This window comes from Rhodococcus parequi, assembly GCF_046042785.1.
GTDB lineage: Bacteria > Actinomycetota > Actinomycetes > Mycobacteriales > Mycobacteriaceae > Prescottella > Prescottella parequi.
Genome location: NZ_JBDLNV010000002.1, coordinates 622796 through 647457, shown reverse-complemented (window position 1 = coordinate 647457; position 24662 = coordinate 622796). Strand labels below are relative to the sequence as shown.

Sequence of the window (24662 nt, the reverse complement as noted above, 5' to 3'; positions counted from 1 at the left end):
CTATACCTATGAGCTGTTCGATCGTAGGGTCGTCGAACGAGGAGCCCCCGCATGGTGCATCGGCACCGGCGCGCGGCGGAGTCGCCGCGCGATGCGTGCCGCCTTCTCGACTCCCCTTCGTCGACAGATCGGACGATCATGATCCACAGCCCACTCGAGGGAATCCGTGTACTCGACTTCGGCCAGTTCGTCGCCGCGCCCGGCGCATCGCAGGCCCTGGTGGACCTCGGTGCCGACGTGATCAAGGTGGAACCGCTACAGGGTGACTGGGTTCGCACCGGCACGTCGTTCGGTGAGGCCATTCTTCGCACCTACAACCGGGGAAAGCGTTCGATCGCGGTGGACCTCAAGGACCCTCGCGGCCTGGAGCTTGCCGAACGCCTGATCGCCGACGCGGACGTGCTCATCCAGAACATGCGTCCCGGTGCGATGGCGGCGCTCGGCCTCGGGCCGGAACGGGCCCGGGAACTGAACCCGCGGATCATCTATGCGACGGTCAGCGGGTTCGGACTACGCGGGCCCTCCCGCCACCGTCCCGGTCTGGACATCGCGGCACAAGCCGAGAGTGGTCTGATGTCCATCACCGGAACCGCCGACGGGCCCCCGCTCAAGGTGGGCACGACCATCGTGGATGCCGCTGCAGCGCATGTCCTCACAGAGGCCGTCCTGGCCGCGCTTCTCGACCGGGAACGGTTCGGGCGGGTGGCTACGGTCGAGGTGTCGCTGCTCGAGGTCGCGTTGCACCTGCAGTCCTCCGACTGGACCGGGCACTCGATCACGGGGACGGCACCCCGCCGGCGCGGAAACGCCCAGCCGGGTGTCGCCCCGGCCGCCGATCTGATCGAGACGGCGGACGGCCACATCGTTCTGTCCGGCTACTCCGCGCACCACTGGCCGCGTCTGTGCGAGGTGCTCGGACGTCCGGAGCTCGCCACCGACCCGCGGTTCGTCGACAACGATGCGCGAGTGGCTCACCGCGACGAGCTGCTCCGGGAGCTGTCCAGTGCACTGAGCGGGCGCACGAGCGAGGAATGCGTGCAACTTCTCTCGACCAACGGACTCGTCGTCGGAGCTGTCCGGACCTACGACCAGGTTCGTGCCTCGGAAGACGTCGTAGCGGGTGAGATGTTCACGAGTGGAGAGCATTTCGACGGGTCGTCCTTCGACGTCGTGAGGCTTCCCTTCCGGTTGGGCGCGGACGCCGACCGTAGTGTGCGGAGAGTGCCGCGCCTGGGTGAGCACTCGATCTCGGTGGCCACCGAGGCCGGATACAGTGCTGCGGAGCTTGATTCGCTCGAGCAGGACGGCGTTCTCCGGCGGGATCTCTGACCGCGGACATCGGCGTGGCCGGGCTGTCACGGTGCCCATAACCCCATCCGATGGATCGCATCGCAGTTACGTCTTTGTACGGCACGTGTGGACCTGATTGGTTTGAGTCCGAGACGAATCAAGCAGCACGAAGGAGCAAGCAGTGCGGGACGCAGTCATCGTCGATGCGGTACGAACACCCATCGGAAAGCGCAACGGTTCTCTGGCGGGGGTGCACCCCGCGGACCTGTCCGCGCATGTACTGAAGGCTCTGCCGGAGCGTACGGGAATCGACCCCGGCCTCGTCGACGACGTGGTGTGGGGTTGTGTGGGCCAGGTCGGAGACCAGGCCAACAACATCGGCCGCAGTGGAGTGCTCGCCGCAGGGTGGCCGGTCTCCGTCCCCGCGACGACCGTCGACCGTCAGTGCGGATCGAGCCAGCAGGCGCTGCACTTCGCGGCTGCCGGGGTGATCGCCGGTCACTACGACGTGGCGGTCGCCGGCGGTGTCGAATCGATGTCCCGCGTACCCATGGGCACCAGCCGGCAATCCGGATTTCCCTTCGGGCAGACGGTCCTGGACCGCTTCGCTGTGGACACGTTCAACCAGGGGCTCGGGGCCGAGATGATCGCGGCGCAGTGGGACCTCTCCCGCCGCCGACTGGACGAGTATGCGGCGCGCTCGCACGAAAAGGCCGCCCAGGCAGCCAAGTCCGGCGCCTTCGACTCGCAGATCGTCCCCGTGCCCGGCGCAGCTTCGGCGGACGAGGGCATCCGGATCGGCACCACCGCGGACACTCTCGCGAGTCTGAAGACGCCCTTCCGGGCCGACGGAGTCATCCACGCCGGCAACGCCTCGCAGATCTCGGACGGCGCGGGCGCGTTGTTGGTGACGACCAGCGAGCACGCACGGAAGCTGGGCCTGAAGCCGATCGCGCGGATCCACACCGCCGTGACCGTCGGCGACGACCCCGTGATCATGCTGACCGGCCCGATACCGGCCACCGCGAAGGTGCTCGAACGTTCGGGCCTGGCGATCGCCGGCATCGGCGCCTTCGAGGTCAACGAGGCCTTCGCCCCGATTCCCCTCGCCTGGATCGCCGAAACCGGCGCCGATCCGGCCTTGGTGAACCCGGCCGGGGGTGCGATCGCCCTCGGGCATCCACTCGGCGCATCCGGTGCCGTCCTGACGGCACGCTTGATCAATCACATGCGGGACAACGACATCCGATACGGATTGCAGACGATGTGTGAGGGCGGCGGCATGGCCAACGCCACGATCTTCGAGCTGCTCTGACGGTCGCGATACAGAAAGTCGGTCACAGTGAAGAGAACCATCTACAACGAGGACCACGAGGCGTTCCGAAAGGTGGTCCGCGACTTCCTCGTCAAGGACGTACAGCCGAAGTTCACCGAGTGGGCCGAGGCGGGCAAGGTCGACAAGGCCGTGTTCCGCAAGGCCGGCGAGATCGGCATCCCGGGTCTCCAGATCCCCGAGGAGTACGGCGGGGCAGGGCTGAAGAGCTTCAAGTTCAACGCCGTCGTGGCGGAGGAGCTCGCGCGTTCCGGCGCGAGTCTGGGCGGACTCGCCCTGCAGACGAACGTGGTGCTCCCCTACTTCCTCGAGTATGCGACCGATGCCCAACGAGCGCGGTGGCTTCCGGGCATGGCGGCCGGCAGCATCGTGGGCTCGATCGCGATGACCGAACCCGGTACGGGTTCCGATCTCGCGGGCATGGCCACGACCGCGCGGCGCGACGGCGACACCTACGTACTCAACGGTGCCAAGACGTTCATCACCGGCGGTATCAACTGCGATCTGGTCGTGGTCGTGGCACGCACCGCCAAGGGCGAGGACCGCCGGGACGGCCTGACACTGTTGGTCGTCGAGGACGGCACGCCAGGATTCGAACGTGGCCGGAACCTGGAGAAGATGGGGCTCAAGGCCCAGGACACGGCCGAGTTGTCGTTCGAGGACGTTCGAGTCCCGGTGGAGAACGTACTCGGCGAGGAAGGCAAGGCGTTCGGGTATCTCGGCTTCAACCTTCCGCAGGAACGGTTGTCGACGGCGCTGAACGCGCAGGCATGTGCCGAGACCGCGCTCGCTCTGACGGTCGACTACGTGAAGGAGCGTCGAGCCTTCGGCACCACCATCAGCAGCTTCCAGAACACCAAGTTCGAACTGGCGTCCTGTGCCATCGAGATCGAGGCGGGGCGGACGATGGTGGACCGCGCGCTCGAGGAGCTCGACGACGGCGCGCTCACCCCGGCCGACGCGGCCAAGGTGAAGGTCTTCACCACCGAGCTGCTGTCCAGGGTCGTCGATCGTTGTCTGCAGCTGCACGGGGGCTACGGATTCATGTCGGAGTACCAGATCTCCCGCATGTACGCCGACGCCCGTGTCACCCGAATCTTCGCCGGCACCACCGAAGTATGTAAGTCGATCATCAGCAAATCGCTCGGTCTGTAGGGGTAAGGAAGACCATGATCAAGACACGATTCACCGAAATGTTCGGCGTGGAGCACCCGATCGTCCAAGGCGGAATGCAGTGGGTCGGCCGTGCCGAACTCGTTGCCGCAGTGGCGAACGCGGGTGCTCTCGGGTTCATCACCGCGCTGACGCAACCCACGCCGGAGCATCTTGCGGCGGAGATTGCGCGCTGCCGGGAGATGACGGACCGGCCGTTCGGCGTCAACCTCACGATGCTGCCGTCGATCACGCCCCCGCCCTATGCCGAGTACCGCGACGTCATCATCGAGTCCGGTGTGAAGATCGTCGAGACCGCGGGCAACAGCCCGGCACCGCACATGCCGGCGTTCCTGGCGGCCGATGTGAAGGTGCTCCACAAGTGCACGAGTGTGCGCCACGCGCTCAAGGCGCAGGCGCTCGGTGTTCACGCACTGAGCATCGACGGTTTCGAATGTGCGGGTCACCCCGGGGAGGATGACGTTCCCGGACTGGTGCTGATTCCCCTCGCCGCCCGCGCACTGGGCGTCCCGTTCATCGCGTCGGGCGGCTTCGCCGACGGCCGCGGGCTGGCGGCGGCGCTGGCGCTGGGCGCGGACGGCGTCAACATGGGCACCCGGTTCATGTGCACGGCGGAGGCGCCGATCCATCACACGATCAAGCAGGAGATCGTCGACGCCTCCGAGCTCGATACCGAACTCATCTTCCGGCCCCTGCGCAACACCGCTCGCGTCGCCAGCAACACCGTCAGCCGTGAGGTCGTCGGTCTGCTGGCCGCCGGTGCGGCGTTCGAGGAGGTTCGCGGCCTGGTGTCCGGCGCACGCGGCAGGCGGGTGTACGAGTTGGGCGACCCCGATGCCGGTATCTGGTCCGTGGGCCTGTCGCAGGGCTTGATTCACGACATTCCGACCGTCGCCGAGCTCGTCGACCGAATGGTCGGTGAAGCGACGGAACTGATCCAGGGGCGCCTCACCGCGCTCTGCGACAGCACCGCGCCGGCGCTCCTCGACTCCTGATGACCGCAGCATCGAGAGGGGACGTGCGGGTCCGGCACCACCGGAGCGGTCGCCTGGACATCGAGTTGCACCGTCCCGAGCGGAGGAACGCGCTGACGGTCCCGATGGTGGCTCGGCTCGCCGAGGCGATCCGTGAGGCCCAGGCGGACGACTCCGTCACCTCCGTTCTGCTGTACGGGGCCGGCGGCTGCTTCAGCGCGGGAGTGGACCTCGTCGAGATGCAGTCGGACGGGCCCGCGATCTCGGCGGCGATCGAAGATCTGCACCGCAACCTGTCGCGACTGGACAAGCCCCTGGTGGGCGCGCTCGAGCGAGCGGCTGTGAACGGTGCGGCGGCCGTCGCGCTCGCGTGCGATCTGCTCGTGGTCGGGGAGCGGTCGTTTCTCGAGATCGGCGAGGCCCGGATGGGCATCGCCGCGCCGAACAATCTGCGGTGGCTGCTCGCCAAGTACAGCCCGAACCAGGCGTTGCAGCTCACGCTCGCGTGTGAGCGGCAGTACGGCCCGGACCTTCTGCGCCGCAACATCGCCTACGCGGTGGTCCCGGACGGGGAGGTTCTGGAACGGGCGACGGCGCTCGCAGAGGGGATCGCCGGCTATCCCGCGAATGCGGGAGCCGCGATGAAGAGGTCGATTGCGGCCGGCGGTCCGGGAACCGAGGTGAATCGACCGCTCCCCCGCCCTCCTGCAGATCCCCTGTGTTGTAGAGAATTACGAAGGAATACCGAATGGCTATGACGACAACCGCGGAGCACCGCGCACTCCGTGCGGCGGTCCGCGAGTACCTGTCGCGGACGAGTGACGCGACCGACATGCTGGCCCTGCAGGAGACCGACCTCGGATATCGCCCCCAGGACTGGGCGACGATGGCGGACCAACTCGAACTGCAGGGACTGCTGGTCGGCGAGCAGTACGGCGGCTCGGGCGCGGGCGTCGGGGACGTCGTGGTGGTGGCGGAGGAGTTCGGTCGCTTCGCGACGTGCAGTCCCTTCTTCGCGAGTTCGGTGCTCACGACCCTGGCGTTGGTCGAGTGCGTCGAGGACGAGCGCGCCCGAGATCTGTTGCCGGAGCTTGCGGCAGGAACGCGCATCGGGTGTCTCGCTTTCGCCGACTCCGACGGATGGCTTCGCGCCGGCGCCGAGCCGGTGCGCGCGCATACCGGTGACGGCGGCTGGAGACTCGAAGGGACGGCCCACCATGTGATCTTCGGACACTGCGCCGACACCGTCGTCGTCGCTGCCCGGAGCGAGGACGGGCTCGCGCTCTTCGTCGCGGATCCCGCGGACGCCGACCTCACGTGTCGCCGCGAGCCCTCGTTGGATCAGACCCGGCCGTTGAGCACGATGACCTTCGACGGTGTCGGTGCGCAACGCGTGAGCCGTCCGGGAGATGTCTCCGCCTCGCTGTCGCGCGCCCTCGACAAGGCGCTCGTCGTGCAGGCGGCCGAACGTGTCGGCGGTGCTCGACGGTGTCTGGAGCTGACCGTCGACTACGCCAGGACCCGGCACCAGTTCGGTCGACCGGTAGGGGCCACCCAGGCGGTGAAGCACGGGTTGGCAGACCTGGTTCGTGCGCTCGAGCCGATCGCCGCTGCCGTCGACGTCGCGGCGGAGGCTGCGGACACCGACGGGCCGGACCTGGCGAGGGTGGTGAGCCTCCTCAGCGTCGCGGGGTCGGACCGCTACCTGCAGATCGCGGGAGAAACGATCCAGCTGCACGGCGCGATCGGTTTCACGTGGGAGCACGAGGCCCACGTGCACCTCAAGCGCGCGAAGACGGATCAATTGTTGTTCGGTTCGCCCGCGTGGCATCGCGAACGTGTGATCTCGTCGGTTCTCGACGGCGGGACGAGTACCGCAGCGCCGGCACGGACCGACGAATCCGACGTGCTCGCGCAACTGCGGGAAGAGGTGCGTACCTGGTTGGCCGACAACCTGTCCCAGGGCGCCCCGCTCGAGTACGCGCAGGAACCGTTCGCGCACCGCGAGACGGCCGCGGAGGCGCACTGGATCGACCTGCTGAGGAAGGGCCGATGGCTGTGCCTGTCATGGCCCGAGGAGTACGGTGGCCGGGAATTGTCGCCGGCCGAAATCCTCGTCGTGGAGGAGGAATTCGCTCGGGCAGGGCTCCGACGTCCGCAACTGGGCATGGGCGAGATGCTGCTGGCGCCGTCGCTGTTGGCGCACGGTACCGCGGACCAGAAGCGCAGGTTCCTGCCCCGCATCCTCTCTGGGGAGGACACCTGGTGCCAGGGATTCTCCGAACCCGAGAGCGGTTCGGACCTGGCCTCCCTGCGTGCCACCGGCACCATCGAGGGCGACGAGTTGCGAATTCGTGGTGACAAGATCTGGACCAGCAACGCGGATCAGGCGAACATGATGTTCCTCCTGTGCCGCACCGACCGTGACGCGCCGAAGCATCGGGGTATCTCCTTCGTGCTGGTACCGATGGAGGACAACGGTTTCGAGGTGAGTCCCATCCGCATGGCCTCCGGCGACCGAGGCTTTGCGCAGGAGAAGATCACCGACGCGCGGGCATCGCTGGACGACGTCGTCGGAGGCCTCGGTAACGGCTGGGCGGTGGCGATGACGACACTGGGAGCCGAGCGGGCAGGCAAGGCCGCGACACAGTATGTCGGCTACCGCCACGAGCTGGGAACGTTGATCCGCCGACTCGACGAGAAGGGCAGACTCGGTGACGACGGCGTCCGACAGCGATTGGCGGACCTGGCCGTCGAGGTGGAGCTGATGCGCGCCGTCGGGTCCGTCATCAGTGCCCGCATCGTCGCGGGAGAGAACGTCGAGGATCTGCTGGCGATCGACAAGCTCAATTGGTCGGAGTACCACTGCGAATTCGGTTCGGTCGCGCTGGAACTGCTCGGAGCCTCGGCTCTGAGCCGGCCTGCGGGAGACGGATACGAACTGGACTCGCTGCAACGTGTGTTCCTGGAGAGCCGTGGGCGCCGTATCGCGCGGGGTTCCAACCAGATCCAGCGCAACATCATCGGCGAGCGCCTTCTGGGACTTCCGAAGTAGTGAGGCCCGTCCATTTCGGCGCATAAATGTCCGTTCTCGGGAAGCGATTCTTCGGTGCAATTGACGTGCGTTGTCGCGGCCGAAGTGTTTTCCCGCGAATTTCGGCAGGCTGACCCGAGGCATATCGGCGGCCTATCATTGCGATAGGCCGCCGATATTTGTTCTCTGTGATGCGCACCATTTCAATTGACTGGTATGAGCACAGTCACAATCGACCAGGTGGGAGCGCTGCATGAGCATCACTGACAGACGGAACGCGACGGGCGACGACGCGGCCCCCGCCTCCTCCGCGGGCTCCGCATCCGCGGGAACCTGGACAGCGCGAACTGCTTGGAGCATCACGCTTCTCGTCATGATCCTGCACACCGTGAACTTCGCGGACAAGGCTGTTCTGGGCGTTGTCGCGCGGCCCATGGCGGAAGACCTGGGGCTGTCCAACGCGGACATCGGTCTTCTCGGAAGTGTGTTCTACGTTCTGTTCGTCGTCACCGGACTCCTGGGTGGCTTCATCGCGGACCGCGTGAAGATCGTCTGGGTGCTGCTGACAATGGCACTTCTCTGGTCTCTGGTGCAGATACCAATTCTACTGGTCGGTACTTTCGGCGCCTTGATCGTCAGTCGAATTCTTCTGGGCGCGGCTGAGGGGCCGGCCGCTTCACTCGTCAACGTCGCGGTATTCGGATGGTTCCCGAAGAGCAAGCGCGGGTTCCCCTCCGCCGTCGTCTCGTCCGGGTCCTCGGTGGCCAAGATTCTCGTCGTGCCGGCCCTGACGGTCGTCGTCGCGACGTTCGGATGGAAGTCGGCCTTCTTCACCATGATGGTCGTCGGCGTCATCTGGGCGGTCGTCTGGTTCTTCGTGGGTAAGGACGGCCCCTACTCGGTGAACAGTGCACGGGAGCGTGCGAAGGCGAGCGGTCAGGCGAACGTCAAGCGGGTGAGCATTCTGCGAATCGCCGCGTTGCCCACCTTCTGGGGCGGAGTGCTCGGTCTCTTCGCGATCTACGGCATGGTGACGGTCGTCCTGACCTGGTTGCCTTCCTACTTCGAGGAGGGACTCGGCTACAGCCGCATCAATTCGGGCCTGCTGTTCGCATTGCCGAGCGTCGCCGGTATGGGAGCAATGCTGCTCGGCTCCTTCGTCACCGATCGGCTCTCGGTACGCGGCATGACGGTTCGCGCTTCGCGGGGCATGGTGTCCGTCGCGGCCCTTCTCCTGTGCGGTGCCTGTCTGGCCGTGATTCCGTTCGTCGGGCCGTCGTGGGCGGTCGTGACCCTGCTGGTCACCGGCTACGGCATCGGCGTCGGCGTTCTGCCGCTGATGTTCGTCGCCATCACGCACATCAGTCCGGAACGCCAGGTCGCTTCCACGCTCGGTGTGTTCGTCGCGCTGTTCCAGTCCTCGGGAATCGTCGCCCCGTGGCTCACCGGGTACCTCGTGGACGCCGCACCCACGCCCGTCGACGGCTACACCTCGGCCTTCCAGCTTCTCGGCGTGCTCACCCTCGTGGGTGCAGTGGTCATGTTCCTGACCATCAATCCCGAGCGCGACCGTGCTCGGATCGCGCGCATCGACGCGCTGACGGATGCGGACGGTTCGGTCGAGGACAGCGAGCTCTACGCGGCCTCCAGCCGGCGTGAGCCGGCCGCGTCCGACGAGAGTCGACGCGAAGACTCCTGACCGCCTGGTCGGTCCGATCATCACATCGCTTCACTCGAAAGGTTCCATGTTGTCGACCCACTACGCAGTTACGGGCAACGTCGCGGTCATCTCGCTCGACCATCCACCGGTGAACGGACTCGCCCTCGCGGCGCGTCAGGGACTTCTCCGGGACGTCACCCGCGCACTCGAATCGTCCGAGATCGGATCGATCGTGTTGACCGGCAACGGGAGAATCTTCTCCGCGGGCGCCGACATCACCGAGTTCGGGACACCCGATGCGCTGGCCGAGCCGTCACTTCGTACGTTGATCGAAGCTCTCGAGGACGCGCCGAAGCCGGTCGTCGCCGCCATCGACGGAGTCTGCTTCGGCGGGGGCCTCGAACTCGCCCTGGGGGCGCACTATCGCGTCGCGGCGGCGGCGGCCCGGATCGCGCTCCCGGAAGTGAAACTCGGACTCGTGCCGGGCGCCGGCGGCACGCAACGGCTCCCCCGGGTCCTCGGTCTCCGTGCGGCCGCGGACATGATCACCGACGGTGCGGCGCGCACCGCCGCGGTACTGGCGGAGCTCCCCGGACAGAAGCTCCTCGACCTGGTCGTGGACACCGACGTCGAAAGCGCGGCAGTGCGGTTCGCGGAGAGCCTGGGCAACTCGGTTCCGTTGCCCCGCATCCGCGACCTCACCGTCGATCGGGACGAGGACCTCGCGCCGCTGCGTGCCACCCTCGCCAAGCGAGGCCGGGGACTGCGTGCTCCCCTGGTCGCGCTGGACCTGGTGGAGCAGGCGCGCGGTCCCTTCTCCGACGGAACGAGTGCCGAGCGAGCCGCCTTCACGCAGTTGGTCGACGACGGTCAGTCGGCGGGACTCCGGCACGCCTTCTTCGCCGAACGGGCGGCCCAGAACGTCCCGGGCGTCACGAAGGACACTACGGCGAGAACGGTGAGCAAGGTCGCCGTCGTCGGCGCCGGCACAATGGGCACCGGGATCGCAATGAACTTCCTGAATGCCGGTATCCCCGTCGCACTCTCGGAGTCGTCGCGAGAGGCGCTGCTGCGCGGGGTGGCCACGATTCGCCGGACCTATGAAGCGCAGGTGGAGAAGGGGCGGCTCGCGTACACCGCCTTCGTGGACCGGATGAGCCTGCTCGAGACGAGCCTGGAGTACGCGGACCTGGCGTCGTGTGACCTCGTCATCGAAGCGGTCTTCGAGGACATGGACGTCAAGCGTGCGGTGTTCACCGAACTCGACGCCGTGATGAAGCCCGGAGCGATTCTGGCGTCCAACACCTCGACTCTCGATATCGATCTGATCGCCGAGTTCACACGCCGGCCGTCCGACGTGGTCGGACTGCACTTCTTCAGCCCGGCGAACGTGATGTCGCTCCTGGAGATCGTCCGGCCGAAGAAGGTCTCCGACGAAGTCCTGGCGACGGCTCTGGAGGTGGCGCGGCGGATCGGCAAGGTTCCGGTGGTCGCCGGCGTGTGTGACGGCTTCATCGGCAACCGCATGCTCGCGCGGTATCGGCGGGCCGCCGACGACCTGCTGGAAGCGGGCGCCTCACCGGGGCAGATCGACTCGGCGATCGAGCAGTTCGGTTACGCGATGGGTCCCTACCGGGCGAGCGATCTCAGTGGTGGCGACATCGGATGGGCGGTGCGGAAGCGGCAGTACCTCGAGAACCCGGACGTCCGACGGAACGAGATCGCCGACGAGCTCTGCGAGATGGGACGATTCGGCCAGAAGACCGGCGCGGGTTGGTACGACTACGAGGACGGGCGCCGCGATGCCGTTCCCAGCCCGGTCGTCGCGGAGCTGCTCGCGTCGTACTACCAACGCAACGGCATTCGGCCGCAGTCCTACTCGGCGGAGTCGATCGTGCAGCGACTGGTGTTCTCGCTCGTCGACGAGGGCGCGAGGATCCTCGAGGAGGGGATCGCCCTCCGCGCTTCCGACATCGACGTGGTGTACATCGCGGGCTACGGCTTCCCCCGCTATCGCGGGGGCCCGATGTACTACGCGGAGACGGTCGGACTCTCGACGGTCGAAGCAGCTCTGCGTGCCGACGGAATCGAACCCGCCCCGCTGTTGGTGGAGTTGGCAAGGGACGGAAGGACCTTCGACTAGTTCGCGGCCAGGGTACGAAACGGGCGGGCGGGTCTCTCCGACCGGTGGGTGCGAGGCACCCATCGGTCGCGGAGGCCCGCCCGCCTTCGTGGCGGCGGGATCGCCGGACAGACCTCGGTGGCGGCGGACCTACGATGCACCCTCGGAATCGACGTGCTCGACTGCTCGCAGCGCCGTCTCGAGAAGGGCGCGGGCGGCGGGTGACAGCATGCCGGGTCGATGCATGACCGCGACACCGAGGACCAGTGGCGGGTGCATCGACCGCGCCACCACCTCGGACGAGTCGATGTTGTCGACGACTGCCTGCGACGTCCAGGCCATGCCCGCCCCGGCCGCCACGAGCGGAATGGTGGCCTGTCGATGCTCGGTGACCACGCCGATAGCCGTGCGCCGGGCGGACCGACGGAGGGCGCCCTCCACCGCGACGCGGCCCTGCGCGCCACCGGTCACCGCGATGACCGGGAGGTCGGGAACCTGGTCGAACGGCAGCGGATCGGGGAGCTGCTCCGCGATCCGCCGGGGGAGCGCGATGCAGAGTTCCTCGCTTCCGAGCGAGTGGGTATCGAGATCGTGATCCCCGGTCTCGGGGTCGACGAACCCGAACCCCAACTCGACGCTGCCGTCGCGCACAGCCGCCGCAACGGCCGCCTCCGAGCTGTACTCGCGGATTCGCACGGTCACCGACCGGTAGGTCCGCCGAAGTTCGCCGACCAGCGCGGGCACCCGTGATTCGTAAAGGCCTGCGGTGGTTCCGATGTCGACATGCCCGCCGTGGAGGCCGGAGAACTCGGCAACGGAGGCCTGGGCCGTCGCCACATCGCGCAACAGCTGACGTGCGGGGGCCACCAGGGCCGTTCCCACCGCAGTCGGGACCAGGCCGCGGCCGACCCGGTGGAACAGGGGCGCGCCGAGGTCACGCTCCAGGGTCTGTATGGACTGCGACAGTGACGGCTGCGCGAGATGGAGCGCCGACGAGGCACGGACGAGGCTGCCGTGTTCGATCACGGCGAGAAAATGCTCGGCTTGTCGGAATTCCACATTCACCTCACCGCTGCCGTGGCCCGCGCCCGGCACGTTCGACTCCGGTCGCGAGGCGCCGGTGTCTCCATTTCGAGCTGTCAGCTTATCGCTCGAGGAAGGTTGTATAGGGTTCGGTGGTGGACTCACGTCAGCTGCGCTACTTCTTGGCCGTGGTCGACAACGGTAGCGTCACCAAGGCCGCAGAGGTCCTGTACGTGGCGCAGCCGGCGCTGTCCCAATCGCTGCGGGCGCTCGAGGCGGAACTGGGCGCCGCCCTCTTCCGCCGCGTACCGCGCGGGATGGAATTGACCGGGGCGGGAGCGGCATTGGTCGGCCCCGCCCGTCAGGTGGTGCAGTCGTCCCGGCGCGTGGACGAGACCGTGCGACGACTCGTGTCTCTCGAGCGGGGGTGGCTCGACGTGGCCTGCCCGTCGGACCTGGTGGTGGACCCGTCGGCGTCCCTCATCGCACGGTTTCGGGCACGGCACCCGGGCGTACGGATCAACCTGGTGGACCCCGGTCCGAACGCCGATTCGACGACCGTCCTGAGATCCGCCAGGTGCGAGGTCGCTATCGACTATCTTCCGGTCGACGACGCGAAGCTGGCCACGCACCCGCTCGGCCGCCGCCGGTTGGTGCTGGCGCTGCCGGAGGACTACGAGACCATGCCTGCCCCGACCTTCCCGATCGAGTCGCTCGCCGACCTGCCGCTGGTGGCGGGCGGTCGCGGGACGGTGGTTCGCGAGGAGCTCGAAAGAGTGTGCGGCCAGCACGGTTTCGCCCCCCGTGTCGTGGTGGAGGTCGAGCACGAACACAACGTGCACCTTCTGGTTGCCGCGGGCGCCGGCGCGGCTTTCGTCACCGAGCCGGAGGCGCGCCTCGCCGAACGTCGCGGCCTCCGAATCGTGCGAACGACACCCGAGCTGGGACGTGACTTCGGGCTGGTCTTCCGCACCGGCTCCCTTTCCCCGGCCGCGCTCGCCTTCGTCACGTTCGTCACCGCGTCCGGTGACGGTCACGATCTCTGATCGTCGGCAGGCGGCCCGCGCGTATCGGGTGGCGGGCGGAATCTGTCGAGGTATTGCCGAAACCGATCGCTCCTGGTGGAAACCGATCTTTGACTCGAGGTCAACGATCGTCGACGGTAAAACGTATGCGCCCGAGGTAGATCGGCCGCACGCGTCACTGCGCCGTCGACGCCCGACCGTACGGCGGCGGCAAATCAGAGGGAAGGGCCTGTCCATGCAGTTCGAGACCATCCGCCTCGATGTCACCGGCGGCATCGCCACCATCACGCTCGATCGTCCGGATCGGCTCAACGCGTGTTCCATCGAGATGAAGGACGAGATCATCCGGGCCTTCGACCACACGGATGCCAGCGACGAGGTTCGCGCGGTGATCGTCACGGGGGCGGGTAGAGCGTTCTGTGCCGGTGCCGACCTGTCCGAGGGCGGTTCGCGCTTCGACGTACCGAACGACGACGACGGTGGCGTTCCGCGCGACGGCGGTGGTGAGATGACGTTGCGCATCTACGATTCGGTGAAGCCCGTGATCGCCGCGGTCAACGGTCCCGCGGTCGGGGTCGGCGCGACGATGATCCTCCCCATGGACATCCGGCTCGCGTCGGAAGACGCGAAGTTCGCGTTCCCGTTCACTCGCCGCGGCATCGTTCCGGAGAGCTGTTCGAGCTGGTTCCTGCCGCGCCTGGTCGGCGTGGACCGGGCACTGGAATGGCTTTACACCGGAAGGCTGTTCACGGCGGCGGAGGCGGCGGACGCCGGTCTCGTGCGTGCTGTGTACCCGGCCGACGAGTTGCTCGGTGCCGCCCGCGCGCTGGCCGCCGAGATCATCGACGAGACGGCGCCCGTCTCGGTGACGCTGACCCGACAGTTGGTGTGGCGCATGCTCGGCGCCGGACACCCGATGGAGGCTCACGTCGCGGAGTCACGCGGTTTGCGCGCGCAGGGTTCGAGCAGCGACGCGTACGAGGGCGTCACATCCTTCCTGGAGAAGCGGCTCCCCAGATTCGAGCGGACCGTGGGTTCGGACCTGCCGGACATCTTCCCCGACTGGAATCCCCCTCGATACAGCTGAGCGCCGCAGGCCCGTTGTGGCGGCGAACGGCGTTGCATCGACCCGGTGATCACAGCGCCAGATGCTCGCCCCGGAACCGCTGCCGCAGCCGACGATCGTGCGTGACGACGACCACCGTGCCCGCGAACGCGTCGAGCGACTCCTCGAGTTCCTCGACCAGTGCGGGCGACAGGTGGTTGGTCGGCTCGTCCAGGAGCAGCAGGTCGGCACCGGAGGTGACCAGCAGGGCCACGTCCAGGCGTCGGCGCTGCCCGTAGGACAGGTCCGAGACCGGGCGGTGCAGGTCGTCGGGGCGGTACAGGCCGAGCGCGAGCAGTTCGTCAGCCGCGTCGTCCGTGCAGCCGTGCCGGCGACTCGCATACGCCTGCAGCAGCGTCGCCGTGGCGGGCCACGTGCCGCAGGTCCGGCGCAGGAAGCCGACCCGCGACGGTGCCCGCACCGAACCGGCGTCCGGCACGATCTCCCCCGCCATCACTCCGAGGAGCGTACTCTTCCCGGCCCCGTTCCTGCCGGTCACCAGTAGTCGGCCTCCCGGTGCCACGTCGAGTTCGGGGATCGTCAGCCGGGCCTCGACACGGACGTCGCGTAGTGACACCGCCGGCCCGTCGGCCGCGGCCGTGTGCAGCGGCGAACGGAACCTCAGGGGATCGGGCGGCGGTGCAACCGGATTCCGGGTGAGTCGCTCGATCCTCTCCTTGGCGTTGCGAATTCGCCCCATTGCGCCATGTGCGCGTCCACGCGCCCGGAACGCCCCGTGCCCGAACCCGGCCTTGTCCTGCTTGCGCGGAATCGCATCGAGCCTCGACGCGTTGACGTCGACCAGGTGCGCGCTGCGGTCCAGTTCGTATCGCCACTCCTCGTACTCCTGCACTCGCCGTTGACGTTCCGCAGCTTTCGCCGCGAGGTATCCGTCGTAGCCGTCGCCGTAGCGGCGCACCCCGTGGTCGACGACCTCGAGGATCGTCGGAGTCAACCGGTCGAGGAACACCCGGTCGTGGGTCACGGCCACCACCGTGCCGCGGTGGCCGGCCAGTCGCTCCTCCAGCCAGGCGACGGTGTCGTCGTCGAGGTCGTTCGTCGGTTCGTCCAGCAGCAGCAGTTCGGCATTCGACGCCAGGGCGGCGGCCAGCGCGATCCTGGCCCGTTGCCCACCCGACAGTGTGCTCGTCCGCCGGGTCCGGTCGAGGTACGGCAGTCCCAGCGCATGCAGACCGACGTCGACGCGGTCGTCGGCGGTGTAGCCGTCCAGGCTTTCGAAAAGCGCTGTCGCATCCGTGTATTCGTTCAGCAGGACGTCGAGATCGTCCGCGGACGCGTCGGCCAGGCGCTGCTCCAGGTCGCCTATCCGGCCCTCGAGGGTGCGGAGGTCGCGTAGGACGTGATCGATCGCGTCCTGGACGGTCGCACCCGGCGGAAGGTCCAGGGACTGTGCGGCATATGCGATGCCGCCCGGGGCGACGACATGCACCTCGCCGTTGTCGGCGGGCGTGTGGCCGGCGAGCAGTGCGAGCAGCGTCGACTTGCCGGAGCCGTTGTCGCCGACGACGCCCACCCGCGTGCCCGGCGGGATCGAGAGGTCGACATCGTCGAGGACGACACGGTCGCCGTATCGCTTGGATACGGAACGGAGGGAGAACTGGGAGACAGGCATGAGAGCGCTCCTTGTACCCGGAACGAAGCCGGGGAGATCGGGGAAAGGTGCCCTCGCGCAACCCGGCCCGGCCGAGCCGGACCAGATGTCTGCGCGCTCAGGACCCGCCGCGGAGCCAAGCTCGACGCGGCGTCCCGATCTACTGATTCAGAGTGCCCACGAAAGCCACCGTAGCAGCGGTCGATTCGCGACACCACCGATTTATCCGGAGAGCTCCCGGATACACCTGTGGCGGTGGTCGAAGGAATCGACCACCGCCACAGGAGGTTTACGCGGAGACTCAGGCCTCGATGATGAAGGCCTCGAGCTCGGCGCGAGCCTTGTCGTCCGCCATCTGGACCGGCGGGGACTTCATCAGGTACGCCGACGCCGGCAGGATCGGGCCGCCGAGGCCGCGGTCCTTGGCGATCTTCGCCGCGCGGATGGCGTCGATGATGATGCCGGCCGAGTTCGGGGAGTCCCAGACCTCGAGCTTGTACTCCAGGTTCAGCGGGGCGTCACCGAACGCGCGACCCTCGAGGCGGACGTACGCCCACTTGCGGTCGTCGAGCCACTCGACGTAGTCCGAGGGGCCGATGTGGACGTTGCGGTCGTGGACCTTGCCGGCCAGCGGACCCTCGAGGTTCGAGGTGACGGCCTGCGTCTTCGACACCTTCTTGGACTCCAGACGCTCACGCTCGAGCATGTTCTTGAAGTCCATGTTGCCGCCGACGTTGAGCTGGTACGTGCGATCGAGCACCACACCGCGATCCTCGAACAGCTTCGCCATGACGCGGTGCGTGATGGTGGCGCCGACCTGGCTCTTGATGTCGTCGCCGACGATCGGGACACCGGCCGCGCGGAACTTCTCGGCCCACTCCGGGTCGGAGGCGATGAAGACGGGCAGCGCGTTGACGAACGCGACACCGGCGTCGATGCAGCACTGCGCGTAGAACTTGTCGGCCTCTTCCGAGCCCACCGGCAGGTAGGACACGAGGACGTCGACCTTGGCGGCCTTCAGCGCGGCGACGACGTCGACGGGCTCGGCGTCGGAGACCTCGATGGTCTGCGCGTAGTACTTGCCGATGCCGTCGAGCGTGGGGCCACGCTGGACGGGGACGTCCAGCGGCGGGACGTCGGCGATCTTGATGGTGTTGTTCTCGCTGGCGTTGATGGCCTCGGAGAGGTCGAACCCGACCTTCTTGGCGTCGACGTCGAACGCGGCGACGAACTGGACGTCGCGCACGTGGTACTGGCCGAAGGTGACGTGCATCAGACCGGGAACCGTCGAGTTCTCGTCGGCGTCCTGGTAGTACTGCACGCCCTGGACCAGGGACGAGGCACAGTTACCCACGCCCACAATGGCTACACGCACCGCGGTGCTGTTCTCACCCATGGTCGGGTTCTCCTTCTTTATTCTTGGGTGCTGCTGCTGTTGATGATTGTTCGGCGGCGATCAGCTCGTTGAGCCACCGCACCTCGCGCTCGCTCGACTCGAGACCGAGCTGGTGGAGCTGGCGGGTGTAGCGGTCGAGTGATCCGGTGGCCCGCCCGACGGCGTCGCGGAGGCCTTCTCGACGCTCCTCGACCTGACGTCGCCTGCCTTCGAGGATCCGCATCCGCGCCTCGGCGGGGGTGCGGCTGAAGAAGGCGAGATGGACGCCGAACCCGTCGTCGGTGTAGTTCTGGGGCCCCGTGTCCGCCACCAGCTCGGAGAAGCGCTTCCGACCGGCGGGGGTGAGCTCGTACACGCGGCGCGCCCGACGCTTCACGGTGCCGACCTCGCCCGAGTCCTCGGCGATCAACCCGTCGGCCTGCATGCGGCGCAGGGTCGGGTAGAGCGAGCCGTAGGAGAAGGCGCGGAACGCACCGAGCAGCCCGGTCAGCCGCTTGCGCAGCTCGTATCCGTGCATGGGTGACTCGAGGAGCAGCCCGAGAATTGCGAGCTCGAGCAAGACCACACCCCCTGAGTGTCCCGAACATAACCGATAGATGCGATTGCCAACTATATCGCACCGATATATACGAACGCACGGGTCATCCGAGATTTTCGGGGGAAGACCTACTGATCGGCTCGGTAGACCGAGCGGACCTCGCCGTCGAAACCGACCGTCATGAAGCCCTGCGCGCCGCTGTTCTCGTTCCACAGGTGGATGCTCACGACCGGGCCGTCGTCGTCGTCGCGCTGCGCGTTCAGGTAGACCCGGGTCGGGTCGCTCACGCCCAGCGTGCGGTCGGCGCCGTGCAACAGTCCGATCAGCCGTTCGGCGTTCGGGCGGAGTTGCCGCAGGTCCACCGGCACACCGGCGTCGCGACCCGGCGAGCGTCCCTCGTCCGTGAGCTGCCCGTCCTCGTACCGGTACGACTGCTCGCTGCCGGCCGCACCGGGCACCGGGCGCGAGATCGATGCGTACCCGGGATGGATCGTCAGACGGTCGACCTCGGAGTTGCCGAGGTTCCGGTCGATGTCGTCGAGCATTCGGCCGAATCCGGCCACGGTCGTCAGCTCCACCGTCGATCGATGCGCGGCGGGAGCGACGTCGTTGCTCGCGTCGGCGACCACGACGAGGCCGCAGACCACGACGACGGCGGCCGAGAGCGCGACGATCCAGCGCGTGGTCGACGACGATGGTGGCGTCGCGGCCGGCGCGTCACCGGGAAGACGATTCGGCATACTCACCTGCCCTCGGCCCGCGAGACGTCGACGACGGTGCCGTCCATCCGGGTGTCGATCATGCCCGTGCGTTCGTCCTGGTCCTGGAACAGGACAGAGACCAGTGCGTCGTCGGACGAATCCGGGCGCACGAAGATGTGCTCCACTTTCGCCGAAGGGAGGCCGACTCGGCCCGGCCCGGTCGCGAGCACCTCGGCGAGGCGGTCCACGTCGACGGTCGCGAGGTCGACGGTGACGGTGTCCAGCGTCCGCGCATCGGGCGCCCCCGACGTCGAGAACCCGCCCCGGAAACTCCAGTCCTGTTCGCGATGCGGTTGGTCGGGGAGCGCCCTGGTGAGGAACACGTAGGTCCGGTAGAAGATCACATCGTCCACCTGCAGGTCACCGAACTGCTGCTGGTATCGACGGAGGAAGTTGCGGACCCCCTCGGGTGACACGGGGTCGAACGCCTCCACCACGATCGGCTCCGGCTCGCCGCCCGCGATCGGTGCCTGCTCGGCCGCGACGACCGTCTGCGGTGGGGTGTCGTCACCCCGGTTCGTGTACACCGCCGTCGCGCAGACGGCCGCGACCGCGACGGCGATCGCGGCCACGGCGCGACCGGAAAGGCGGGTGCGAGGTGCCGGCGTGGATTCGCGCGCCGCCTCGGCGAGGTGTTCGGGAATCTGCAGGTCCGCGACGAGCGAGGCGAGTTCCCCGAGGGTCTTGGCCGTCATGGCCTGCGCGGTCCGGTTCTGATACTCGGCCGGGTCGAGCTGCCCCTCGCCGTAGCCGGCGTCGAGAAGTGCGCAGGTCTGCGCGCGGTCGATGTCGCGCGCGCGCTTTCTGGCGGGGGCTCGCTCTGGCACGCGGTGATCATAGGGAACCGGTCGGAATGTTGCGCGTCCGCGGGTCCGGGGGTCCGGCTGCGGTGTCTACCGGTCGGCGCTGCGCACCTTGCGGACCTCGCCGTCGAAACCCACGGTCAGGAAGCCGCTCGTATCCTGCTCGTCGTTGCTCAGATAGATCCCGGCAGTCGGTCCGTGCTCGTCCTGTTCGATCGAGATGTGCGTGGACGTCGGATCGGTGACGGCGAGCGTGCGGTCGGCACCGTAGAGCAGGCCGATCACGGTGGATACGTTCGGGCGTAGCGGCGCCAGATCGATCGGTCGACCGTCGCCTCTGCGCGATGACGTTGCGTCGGCCGCCGTGAACCGTGCCTCGCCGTCGTCGACCTCGTATTGGTAGGAGATCGACATCCCGGGCTTTCCGGGCATGGGCCGGTTGAACAGTGCGTACTCGGGATACACGTTGAGGGTGTCGACCGAGGAGTCGCCGAACTCCCGCTGGATCTCGTCCAGCAGTCGGCCGAGCCCGGCGGCCGTGGTCAGGCGCGCGGACGTCGGGGAGGTCGCCGCACTGTCGGCGCCCGTCGAGCCGCCCCACGGATGGGTCGCGACCGTAAAGACCCCGGCCGCGGCGACGGCCGCCGCGGCGAACACCGCGATCCGGCGCACGTTCCGCTCCCGCGGTGGGGTCGGGGCCGAGCCCTCGAGGTCTCCGAGTTGGCGCGGAATCCCGCGACGAGGGTCCGCCACGGTCAGCCGTCCGCGCGCGACGGGGCCGAGGTGCCGGTGACGACCCCGTCGAACGTCGCGTAGAGGTGACCGGAGCGCAACGAAGTGTCCTCTACGTAGATCAGGATCTCGGGCTCGTCGGTGATCGGGTCGGGGCGGACGATGATGTAGTCGATCCGACCTCCCGGCAGTCCCACGGCCGACGGAGCGTCCCTGATGAGGTCTCCCAGCTTGTCGATCCGGATCCCGGCGAGGTCGACCGTCGCGTCGGTCGAACGGCGGCCCGGTGACCCGCTGGGATCGAAGCCGCGGTAGTAGTCCCAACGCTGGACGCGATGCGCCTGCTCGGGAAGCATCCGGTTGAAGGCGGCGTAGCTCTGCGCGAGGTACAGGTCGTCGACGATCCGATCCCCGAACTTCCCCTGGAACTGCCGCAGGAACTCCTCGATCCCCTCGGCGGTGGTCGTGTCGATCGGGTCGACCACGATCGCCTCGGGCTCGCCCGGAACCGGTGCCGGTGCGGGTTGCGCGGGGGCGGCGACCTCGCGAACGGAGTCCGGCTGCGGGCCCGGGTCGTCGCCGCGTGTGACGACGGCCACGAGACCGATCACGACGGCTACTGCCGCGACGGCCGCGGCGATCGCCGGACCACGTCGCTTCCGCGGGGGCACGGTGGCCTCCCGGACCGCCGTCTCGGCGAGATGCGCCGGAATCTGCAGATCGGATACCAGCGCATCGAGTTCGCCGAGCGTCTTCGCCTTCATCGCGGCGGCGGTACGGGCGTCGTACTCGGCCTTTTCGAGCTGGCCCTCGCTGTATCCGGCGTCGAGCAATCCACAGGTCTGCGCGCGATCGATGTCGCGCGCACGGGTACTGGAGGAGGGCTGCCCGGACACGGTTGTGAGTCTAGGTAACGGCCCGTGGCAGCCCCTTGCGCCGCCCCCTTCCCACCGCCCGTCGCATGTCAAGACCTTGTGTTCGTCCCCACGTGCGGTCACTCCCGACCCACCCCGCCGACGGTGGACGCACGTACTCTGGTCTCCGTGCGGATACAGCGGCAGGTCGTGGACTACGCGCTGCAGCGCCGGTCCCTGCTCGCAGAGGTTTTCTCGGGGCGGACCGGCGTCAGTGAGGTCTGCGATGCGAGCCCGTACCTGCTGCGTGCGGCCAAGTTCCACGGCCGTCGCAGCGAGGTGATGTGCCCGATCTGTCGTAAAGAAGAGTTGACCCTCGTATCTTGGGTGTTCGGCGACAAGCTGGGTCCGGTGTCGGGCTCGGCACGGACACCCGAGGAACTGGTTCGTCTGGCCGCGACCGAGGAGGAGTTCTCGGTTCACGTCGTCGAGGTGTGCCGCACATGCAGCTGGAACCACTTGGTCCAGTCCTACGTTCTCGGTGCGGTGCCTGCACCGAAGCGGCCGCGGAGGTCTTCGTCCCCGCGCCGCCGCACCGCGAGCGAGTAGGGATCCGACAGCTGTGCCCACCGACCGACGCAACCGAGGACTGCCCACAGTCACCCGATTACTGGAGATTCGTACGTGAGTTCCCCCAACAACCCTCAGGGTCGAGCCAACGGACCTAGACGTCCCAACGGCCCGCAGCAGAGTGGACGACCGGCCGGGCAGCAGCCCGGCCGACCTGTGGGTGGCCCCGCGCCGCGCCGCAATCCCGGCCCGCCGCCCGGGGGTCGCCCCGCACCGCGGCAGCCGCAGGGCGGACGTCCCCCGCAGGGCGGCCCGCGCCCGGCCCAGGGCGGTGGCCGTGGACCCGGTGGGCGTCCGCCGGTGGGACCGCCGCCGACGGCCCGCAAGTCGGGTGGGGGTTCCGGCGGCGAGCCGCCGAAGGGACCGAAGAAGACCAAGGCGAGCAAGTGGAAGATCGCGCGCCGTGTCACGGCCGCAGTGGTCGCCGTCGGCCTGATCGTGCCGATCCTCGGCTTCATGGTCGCGTACATCTTCGCGGACGTTCCCCGTCCCGGTGACATGAAGACCAACCAGGTCGCGACGATCCTCGCGTCGGACGGAACGACCGAGATCGCGCGCGTCGTGCCGCCCGAGGGCAACCGCACCGAGGTCGGCATCGACCAGATCCCGGTCCACGTGCGCAACGCGGTCCTCGCCGCGGAGGATCGGGACTTCTACTCGAACCCCGGCTTCTCCGTGACCGGTTTCGCACGCGCCGCGCGCGACAACGTCCTCGGCCGCGACAGCGCCGGTGGTGGTTCCACCATCACTCAGCAGTACGTCAAGAACGCGCTCGTCGGTTCGGAACGCTCGCTGACACGCAAGATGAAGGAACTGGTCATCTCGTCGAAGATGGCCAAGCAGTGGTCCAAGGACGAGATCCTGGCCGCGTACCTGAACACCATCTACTTCGGTCGCGGTGCGTACGGCATCGCCGCGGCGTCCCAGGCGTACTTCGGTAAGCCGGTCGAGGAGCTGACCGTCGCCGAGGGCGCGGTGCTGGCCGCGGTCATCCAGCAGCCTTCCGGGCTCGATCCGGAGTTCAACCCGACCGGCGCCCAGTCGCGCTGGAACTACGTCCTCGACGGCATGGTCGGGAGCGGCACGCTCAACGCCGCCGACCGCGCCGCAGCCCAGTTCCCGCAGGTGATTCCGTCCGCCGAGGTCGACAACGGCAACGGCGGCGGCGGCCCCGAGGGCCTCGTCAAGCAGCAGGTGCTGAAGGAGCTGTCGGCGTCCGGGATCAGCGAGCAGGACCTCAACACCGAGGGCCTGCAGATCACCACGACGATCGACCCGAAGGCCCAGCAGGCGGCGATCGACTCCGTCGAGACGTACATGGAGGGCGAGCCGTCCGAGCTGCGGACCGCCGTCGTGTCGGTCGATCCGCGCAGTGGCGCCGTCCGTGCGTACTACGGCGGCACCGACGGTACCGGCTACGACTTCGCCCAGGCCGGCCTGCAGACCGGCTCGTCGTTCAAGGTGTTCGGGCTCGCCGCGGCACTCGACCAGGGCGTCCCGCTGTCGCAGATGTACGACAGCGGCCCGCTCACCGTCAACGGCATCTCGATCGGCAACGTCGAGGGTGAGTCCTGCGGCACGTGCACCATCGCCGAGGCACTCAAGCGGTCGCTCAACACGAGCTTCTACCGGCAGATGCTGTCGATCGACAACGGCCCGCAGGCCATCGCCGACATGGCTCACAAGGCCGGTATCCCCGAGAACATCCCCGGCGTCGGCGAGTCGCTCACCGAGCCGGGCGGCGTCGGCCCCAACAACGGCATCGTGCTGGGTCAGTACCAGTCGCGGCCCCTCGACATGGCGTCCGCATACGCGACACTGGCCGCGTCGGGCGTGTACCACGAGCCGTACTTCGTGCAGAAGGTCGTCACCGCCGACGGCACCGTGCTGCTCGACCGCGGCACGCCCACCGGTGAGGAGCGCATCGACCCTGCCGTCGCCGACAACACCACGGCCGCGATGATTCCGATCGCCGCGTACTCCCGCGGACACGGTCTCGCAGGGGGACGTCCCTCGGCCTCGAAGACCGGCACCGCTCAGCTCGGTGACACCGGCGCCAACAAGGACGCGTGGATGGTCGGCTACACGCCGTCGCTGTCGACGGCCGTCTGGGTCGGCACCGAGCAGGGTCTGCCGCTCGAGAACAGCTACGGCGGCATGATCTACGGCTCGGGTCTGCCGTCGGACATCTGGAAGGGCACGATGGACGGCGCTCTCCAGGGCACCGACGTCGAGAAGTTCCCGACGCCCAAGCCGATCGCCGGTGTCGCGGGCGTGCCCGCGTACTCGGCCCCGGCAGCGCCGAAGACGACGACCGAGGCGCCGGCGAGCACCTCGGAGACGACGACCACGCGCCCGCCGCTCGAGATCACCACGAGCAACATCGAGATCCTGCCGGGCGTGACGATCCCGATCCCGGGTATCGCGCCGGGTCGGACGACGGAACCCACGCCGACGCAGTCGCCGGGCGAGTCGACTCCCGAGGAGCAGGAGCCGCCCGCCGCGGGTGGCAACGCTCCGCAGGGGCAGCAGCGACCCGTCCCCCAGCCCGCGGGATAGCGGTTTCCCGGTAGCCTCGCGGAGTGGCCGACAAAACC

The 24662-nt window shown here is 68.0% G+C and carries 20 protein-coding genes; 12 read left to right on the top strand and 8 right to left on the bottom strand.

Features of this window, described 5'->3' with window-relative positions; genetic code table 11:
* Positions 1-138: 138 nt before the first annotated feature.
* From ABEU20_RS07210 to ABEU20_RS07175, 8 genes are all read left to right on the top strand, one after another.
* Positions 139-1329 carry a CaiB/BaiF CoA transferase family protein gene (locus tag ABEU20_RS07210; protein ID WP_420163709.1) on the top strand — a complete coding sequence of 397 codons (1191 nt, stop codon included), beginning with the start codon at positions 139-141 and terminating at the stop codon, positions 1327-1329.
* Between the two features lie 142 nt (positions 1330-1471).
* Positions 1472-2605 carry a thiolase family protein gene (locus tag ABEU20_RS07205; protein WP_420163708.1) on the top strand — a complete coding sequence of 378 codons (1134 nt, stop codon included), beginning with the start codon at positions 1472-1474 and terminating at the stop codon, positions 2603-2605.
* 27 nt (positions 2606-2632) lie between these two features.
* The gene (locus ABEU20_RS07200) at positions 2633-3778 is read left to right on the top strand and encodes an acyl-CoA dehydrogenase family protein (protein ID WP_420163707.1); all 1146 of its coding nucleotides are present in this window, start codon (positions 2633-2635) and stop codon (positions 3776-3778) included.
* 14 nt (positions 3779-3792) lie between these two features.
* Positions 3793-4791 (top strand): NAD(P)H-dependent flavin oxidoreductase, encoded by a 999-nt coding sequence (locus tag ABEU20_RS07195; RefSeq protein ID WP_420163706.1) that lies wholly within the window; start codon positions 3793-3795, stop codon positions 4789-4791.
* Positions 4791-5528, top strand: coding sequence for an enoyl-CoA hydratase/isomerase family protein (locus ABEU20_RS07190; RefSeq protein WP_420163705.1), 738 nt, complete (start codon positions 4791-4793; stop codon positions 5526-5528). The genes ABEU20_RS07195 and ABEU20_RS07190 overlap by 1 nt, the downstream gene beginning before the upstream one ends.
* Positions 5519-7825, top strand: coding sequence for an acyl-CoA dehydrogenase (locus ABEU20_RS07185; RefSeq protein ID WP_420163704.1), 2307 nt, complete (start codon positions 5519-5521; stop codon positions 7823-7825). The genes ABEU20_RS07190 and ABEU20_RS07185 overlap by 10 nt, the downstream gene beginning before the upstream one ends.
* A gap of 352 nt (positions 7826-8177) precedes the next feature.
* Positions 8178-9503, top strand: coding sequence for an MFS transporter (locus tag ABEU20_RS07180; protein ID WP_420163703.1), 1326 nt, complete (start codon positions 8178-8180; stop codon positions 9501-9503).
* Between the two features lie 46 nt (positions 9504-9549).
* Positions 9550-11607, top strand: a complete 2058-nt coding sequence (locus ABEU20_RS07175; protein WP_420163702.1) for a 3-hydroxyacyl-CoA dehydrogenase NAD-binding domain-containing protein — start codon at positions 9550-9552, stop codon at positions 11605-11607.
* 129 nt (positions 11608-11736) lie between these two features.
* Here the strand turns inward: ABEU20_RS07175 and ABEU20_RS07170 are convergent, their stop codons facing one another.
* Positions 11737-12645: a LysR family transcriptional regulator gene (locus ABEU20_RS07170; RefSeq protein ID WP_420163701.1), complete on the bottom strand. Its 909-nt coding sequence runs from the start codon at positions 12643-12645 to the stop codon at positions 11737-11739.
* A 119-nt stretch (positions 12646-12764) separates the two neighbouring features.
* On the opposite strand from ABEU20_RS07170, the gene ABEU20_RS07165 reads away from it, so the two are divergent.
* Together ABEU20_RS07165 and ABEU20_RS07160 are read left to right on the top strand one after the other, a co-directional pair.
* Positions 12765-13655 (top strand): LysR family transcriptional regulator, encoded by an 891-nt coding sequence (locus ABEU20_RS07165; RefSeq protein ID WP_420163700.1) that lies wholly within the window; start codon positions 12765-12767, stop codon positions 13653-13655.
* 214 nt (positions 13656-13869) lie between these two features.
* Complete coding sequence (locus ABEU20_RS07160; RefSeq protein ID WP_420163699.1) at positions 13870-14721, top strand: crotonase/enoyl-CoA hydratase family protein; 852 nt, start codon at positions 13870-13872, stop codon at positions 14719-14721.
* A 49-nt stretch (positions 14722-14770) separates the two neighbouring features.
* Here ABEU20_RS07160 and abc-f read toward each other — a convergent pair whose 3' ends face one another.
* The 7 genes from abc-f to ABEU20_RS07125 form a co-directional block, all read right to left on the bottom strand.
* Positions 14771-16372 carry a ribosomal protection-like ABC-F family protein gene (gene abc-f / locus ABEU20_RS07155; protein WP_420163698.1) on the bottom strand — a complete coding sequence of 534 codons (1602 nt, stop codon included), beginning with the start codon at positions 16370-16372 and terminating at the stop codon, positions 14771-14773.
* A gap of 280 nt (positions 16373-16652) precedes the next feature.
* The gene (locus ABEU20_RS07150) at positions 16653-17747 is read right to left on the bottom strand and encodes an inositol-3-phosphate synthase (protein WP_420163697.1); all 1095 of its coding nucleotides are present in this window, start codon (positions 17745-17747) and stop codon (positions 16653-16655) included.
* Complete coding sequence (locus ABEU20_RS07145; RefSeq protein ID WP_420163920.1) at positions 17740-18306, bottom strand: PadR family transcriptional regulator; 567 nt, start codon at positions 18304-18306, stop codon at positions 17740-17742. Before ABEU20_RS07145 ends, ABEU20_RS07150 begins: the two co-directional genes overlap by 8 nt.
* Before the next feature lie 107 nt (positions 18307-18413).
* On the bottom strand, positions 18414-19025 hold the full coding sequence (locus ABEU20_RS07140; protein ID WP_420163696.1) for a DUF1707 domain-containing protein: 612 nt from the start codon (positions 19023-19025) through the stop codon (positions 18414-18416).
* Between the two features lie 2 nt (positions 19026-19027).
* Entirely contained in the window at positions 19028-19873 is an 846-nt protein-coding gene (locus ABEU20_RS07135) for a DUF1707 SHOCT-like domain-containing protein (protein ID WP_420163695.1), read from the bottom strand.
* Positions 19874-19939: 66 nt separating this feature from the next.
* Positions 19940-20602, bottom strand: coding sequence for a hypothetical protein (locus ABEU20_RS07130; RefSeq protein ID WP_420163694.1), 663 nt, complete (start codon positions 20600-20602; stop codon positions 19940-19942).
* A gap of 2 nt (positions 20603-20604) precedes the next feature.
* Positions 20605-21477 carry a DUF1707 SHOCT-like domain-containing protein gene (locus tag ABEU20_RS07125; protein WP_420163693.1) on the bottom strand — a complete coding sequence of 291 codons (873 nt, stop codon included), beginning with the start codon at positions 21475-21477 and terminating at the stop codon, positions 20605-20607.
* Between the two features lie 147 nt (positions 21478-21624).
* Between ABEU20_RS07125 and ABEU20_RS07120 the strand changes: the two genes are divergently transcribed.
* On the top strand, positions 21625-22044 hold the full coding sequence (locus ABEU20_RS07120; protein ID WP_420163692.1) for a DUF5318 domain-containing protein: 420 nt from the start codon (positions 21625-21627) through the stop codon (positions 22042-22044).
* 321 nt (positions 22045-22365) lie between these two features.
* Positions 22366-24624, top strand: coding sequence for a transglycosylase domain-containing protein (locus tag ABEU20_RS07115; protein WP_420163691.1), 2259 nt, complete (start codon positions 22366-22368; stop codon positions 24622-24624).
* Positions 24625-24662 lie beyond the last annotated feature (38 nt).

Excerpts from the sequence above, each read along its gene's own strand:
- ABEU20_RS07160 (WP_420163699.1), top strand. The coding sequence starts at position 13,870 with ATGCAGTTCGAGACCATCCGCCTCGATGTCACCGGCGGCATCGCCACC.
- ABEU20_RS07150 (WP_420163697.1), bottom strand. The coding sequence starts at position 17,747 with ATGGGTGAGAACAGCACCGCGGTGCGTGTAGCCATTGTGGGCGTGGGT.
- ABEU20_RS07175 (WP_420163702.1), top strand. The coding sequence starts at position 9,550 with ATGTTGTCGACCCACTACGCAGTTACGGGCAACGTCGCGGTCATCTCG.
- ABEU20_RS07210 (WP_420163709.1), top strand. The coding sequence starts at position 139 with ATGATCCACAGCCCACTCGAGGGAATCCGTGTACTCGACTTCGGCCAG.
- ABEU20_RS07190 (WP_420163705.1), top strand. The coding sequence starts at position 4,791 with ATGACCGCAGCATCGAGAGGGGACGTGCGGGTCCGGCACCACCGGAGC.
- ABEU20_RS07180 (WP_420163703.1), top strand. The coding sequence starts at position 8,178 with ATGATCCTGCACACCGTGAACTTCGCGGACAAGGCTGTTCTGGGCGTT.
- abc-f (WP_420163698.1), bottom strand. The coding sequence starts at position 16,372 with ATGCCTGTCTCCCAGTTCTCCCTCCGTTCCGTATCCAAGCGATACGGC.
- ABEU20_RS07185 (WP_420163704.1), top strand. The coding sequence starts at position 5,519 with ATGGCTATGACGACAACCGCGGAGCACCGCGCACTCCGTGCGGCGGTC.
- ABEU20_RS07195 (WP_420163706.1), top strand. The coding sequence starts at position 3,793 with ATGATCAAGACACGATTCACCGAAATGTTCGGCGTGGAGCACCCGATC.
- ABEU20_RS07140 (WP_420163696.1), bottom strand. The coding sequence starts at position 19,025 with ATGCCGAATCGTCTTCCCGGTGACGCGCCGGCCGCGACGCCACCATCG.